The organism is Methylobacterium sp. WL69 (assembly GCF_008039485.1).
Classification (GTDB): Bacteria; Pseudomonadota; Alphaproteobacteria; order Rhizobiales; family Beijerinckiaceae; genus Methylobacterium.
Genome location: NZ_VRUZ01000166.1, coordinates 1 through 3,663, shown reverse-complemented (window position 1 = coordinate 3,663; position 3,663 = coordinate 1). Strand labels below are relative to the sequence as shown.

Below are 3,663 nucleotides of genomic sequence, written 5' to 3'. Positions count from 1 at the left end.
ACGAGGATTACCGCTACGTGCTCGTCGACGACGACATCGTCATCGTCGATCCCGACACCTACGAGATCGTGGACGTGATCCGGGGCTGAACCGCACCGTCGAGCGAGCGAGGAGGGCGCGGCCGCGACCGTGCTACGAAAGAGCTTGCTCATGGTTTCGTTTCCCGACCCGTTGATCGACGGCGCCGTCCGGCGCCGATGCGCAGCCGCAACGAGGACGCCCGAGAAACCGTTCCGAATTTCTTCGGTCCGACGGGTGCGAGACCTTTCGTTCGCGCTCGCTTGATCCAACGAAAGCTTGAGCGCATATCCGCCACGGCCGCGATGCGGGCGCTCATGGGGCTGCCGGCCCGCCGGAGCCCTTGTGAATTTTTCGCCGATGCTTAACGTCCCCGCAAAGCGTGCCCCGGGCGGGTCCATGCTCAAAAAAGAATGAGCCAATCCAACAACATCCCAAACAAAACAGGGGGACGCGCATGTCGGACAGTGCTGGAGTCATGTCGCCGAGGCTCGACGAGGCGGCGGACAATCGCCGGCGGATCAAGGCCATCGTCGCGTCGTCGTCGGGCAACCTCGTCGAGTGGTTCGACTTCTACTGCTACGCCTTCTTCGCCCTGTACTTCGCGCCGGTGTTCTTCCCCGAGGGCGACGACACGAGCCAGCTCCTGAAATCGGCGGCGGTCTTCGCGGTGGGCTTCTTCATGCGGCCCATCGGCGGCTGGCTGTTCGGGCGTCTCGCCGACCGGCTCGGCCGCAAGAAATCGATGATGATCTCGGTGCTGATGATGTGCGCCGGCTCGCTCATGATCGCCGTGCTGCCGACCTATGCCAGCGTCGGCCACCTCGCCCCGGCCCTGCTGCTCCTCGCCCGGATGATCCAGGGCCTGTCGGTGGGCGGCGAGTACGGCACCAGCGCCACCTACATGAGCGAGATCGCCATCAAGGGCCGGCGCGGGTTCTTCGCCTCGTTCCAGTACGTCACCCTCATCGGCGGCCAGCTCCTCGCCTCCCTGGTGCTCATCGTCCTGCAGGGCTTCCTCACGGCCCAGCAGCTCACCGCCTGGGGCTGGCGCATCCCGTTCGTGATCGGGGCGCTCGCCGCCGTGGTCGCCCTGTACCTGCGCTCGTCGCTCACCGAGACCGCCACCCAGGCGGACATGAACTCCAAGGAATCCGGCACCTTCGCGGCCCTGTTCAAGCACTGGCGCGCGTTCTGCGTGGTGCTGGCCTACACGGCCGGCGGCTCTTTGAGCTTCTACACCTTCACCACCTACATGCCGAAGTACCTGTTCAACACGGCGCATATCGACAAGATCACCGCCTCGCAGATCTCCACGGCGGCGCTGCTGGTCTACATGATCATCCAGCCGTTCTTCGGCTGGCTGTCGGACAAGATCGGCCGCAAGGCCAACATGCTGCTCTACAGCGGGCTCGGTACCCTCATGGTGGTCCCGCTCATGACCACCATCGGCTCCACCACCAACCCGATCCTGTCCTTCGGCCTCATCATGATCGGCCTGACCGTGATCAGCTTCTACACGGGCATCTCCGGCATCGTGAAGGCGGAGCTGTTCCCGACCCAGGTGCGGGCGCTTGGCGTCGGCCTGTCCTACGCCGTCGCCAACTCCCTGTTCGGCGGTACCGCCGAGGCCGTGGCCCTCTACCTGAAGCAGATCGGCTCGGAGAGCACGTTCTTCTGGTACGTCACCGTGATGCTGGGCATCGCCTTCGTCGCCTCGCTGATCATGCCGAACCCCAAGCGCCACGGTTATCTCGACGGCGACGGCACCGTCGAGGAGGCGCTGGGGGCGAAGGCGCGCGTCGTCCACGCCTGATCCGTGGGGCGACGGGTCAGGCCGTCTCGCCCAGCATCGCCCGGCGCTGCCGGTCGAGTTCCTCGGCATAGCGCTTGAGGGTGTGGCTCTCCGTCAGGAGACCCACCACCCGGCGGGTGTCGAGGCCGTCGACGACGGCCAGCGCCTCGCCCTCCGTGCGGTCGAAGGCGGCGGCCGCCGCCTTGGCGTTCATCCCCGGCGTCAGGACGTCGCCCGCGTGCCGCAGGAGGCCGGCGAGGCTGGGCGCGGCGCCCTCCGCGGCGCGGGCGGCGGCGTGGGCTTCGGGCACGCGGACGATGCCGGCGTAGCGCCCCGCCCCGTCCACCACCACGATCCGCGAGGGCGATCCGAGGGGATGGCCGGCGCGGAACGCGTCGAGGCCGGTGTCGAGGGGCACCGTGGCCACCTCGCGCCGCATCAGGGTCTCCACGGTGAGGGTCCGGATCCAGCCGACATCGTGGGCGCTGCGGATGCTCTCGCCGCGCAGGTGGAAGCGCCAGGTGGCGAAGGAGTAGCCGAAGGTCTTCCGCACGGTGAGCGAGGAGGCGATCACCGCGGCGAGGACCAGGCCGGTGATGGGAAAGCTTCCCGTGAGCTCCAGGGCCAGGAAGGTCATGGTCAGCGGTCCGCCGATGACGGCAACGGCGAGCGCGCTCATGCCGATCACCGCGTAGGCGAGCGGGGTGGGCGCGAACGCGGTGAGCCCCGGCATCGACCCCGAAAAGACCTCGCCGGCCAGCGCCCCGAGGAACAGGGAGGCGAAGAACAGCCCGCCGCGAAACCCCGAACCGATGGAGATGGCCGAGGCCGTCGCCTTGGCGGCGAACAGCAGGGCGAGGGCCCCGAGTCCCATGCCGGTCCCGGGGTTGTCGAGATGGAGGTGCAGCGCCCCGTGGCCGCCCGAGAGCAGCTGCGGCGAGGTCGCCAGCGCCAGGGCGCCGACGCACAGGCCGCCGAGGGCGGGGGCCACCGGGGCGGGCAGCCGGCTCGCGCGGATTCCGGCCTCCACCAGGGTGACGCCGCGCATGATGAGGATGCCGAGGCCGGCGCAGATGAGGCCGAGGCCGAGCACCGGCAGGGTGTCGGCCCCGGTGATCGCCGTCGTTGTGAGGGCGTCGAGGCCCTCGACGGTGACGAGGGCGGGCTGGTTCATCAGGGCACGGGCGACGACGCTGCCGCACAGCGCCGCCACCACCACGGGCGTCAGGGTGGCGATGGAATACGTGCCGATGATGAGCTCGAAGGCGTAGAATGCCCCCGTGAGCGGCGCCCCGAAGGCGGCCGCGATGGCGGCGGCGGCCCCGCATCCTACCAAGGTGCGCTGGTCGCTCCGCCGCAGCTCGAACGACAGTCCCAGGCGCGAGGCGAGGCCGGCGCAGAGCTGGGTGTAGCCGGCCTCGAGACCGACGGAGGCGCCGCACCCGTTCGAGATCACGTTCTGGAGGGCGACGAGTCCCGAGCCGCGCACGGACATCCGTCCCCCGTGCAGGGCGTTGGCCTCGATGGGGTCGATGACCGCCTGCGGGCGCCGTTCACGCCGCCGGGCGAGGGCGAGGATGCCCAGCAGCACGCCGCCCGCCGCCGGGGCGAGGAGCAGGGTGAGGGCCGGCAGGTCGTGGCTGGCGCTGAGGCGGGCGCCGTGCGGCAGGCCGTAGAGCCCTTCGCGCAGGGCCTGCGTCACCCAGGCCATGGCCGCCACCAGGACGCCCGCGCCGCAGCCGGCGAGGCCCGCCAGGGCGACGAGGCCGATCTCGCCGCCGCGCACCAGGGCGCGGGCGCGCGCCGGAGCCTGGGCGAACACGCGGGTGAGGAGGGGACGGGGCGCGTTC

The 3,663-nt window shown here is 70.0% G+C and carries 2 protein-coding genes; one reads left to right on the top strand and one right to left on the bottom strand.

Annotation, left to right across the window (positions count from 1 at the left end):
* Positions 1-475 precede the first annotated feature (475 nt).
* Entirely contained in the window at positions 476-1,834 is a 1,359-nt protein-coding gene (locus tag FV218_RS22030) for an MFS family transporter (RefSeq protein WP_056095749.1), read from the top strand.
* Between the two features lie 16 nt (positions 1,835-1,850).
* On the opposite strand, the gene FV218_RS22025 is transcribed toward FV218_RS22030, so the two are convergent.
* Positions 1,851-3,635 (bottom strand): chloride channel protein, encoded by a 1,785-nt coding sequence (locus tag FV218_RS22025; protein WP_147711554.1) that lies wholly within the window; start codon positions 3,633-3,635, stop codon positions 1,851-1,853.
* Positions 3,636-3,663 lie beyond the last annotated feature (28 nt).

Bases quoted from the DNA above. Each gene is read 5' to 3' on its own strand.
- FV218_RS22030 (WP_056095749.1), top strand. From the start codon at position 476: ATGTCGGACAGTGCTGGAGTCATGTCGCCGAGGCTCGACGAGGCGGCG.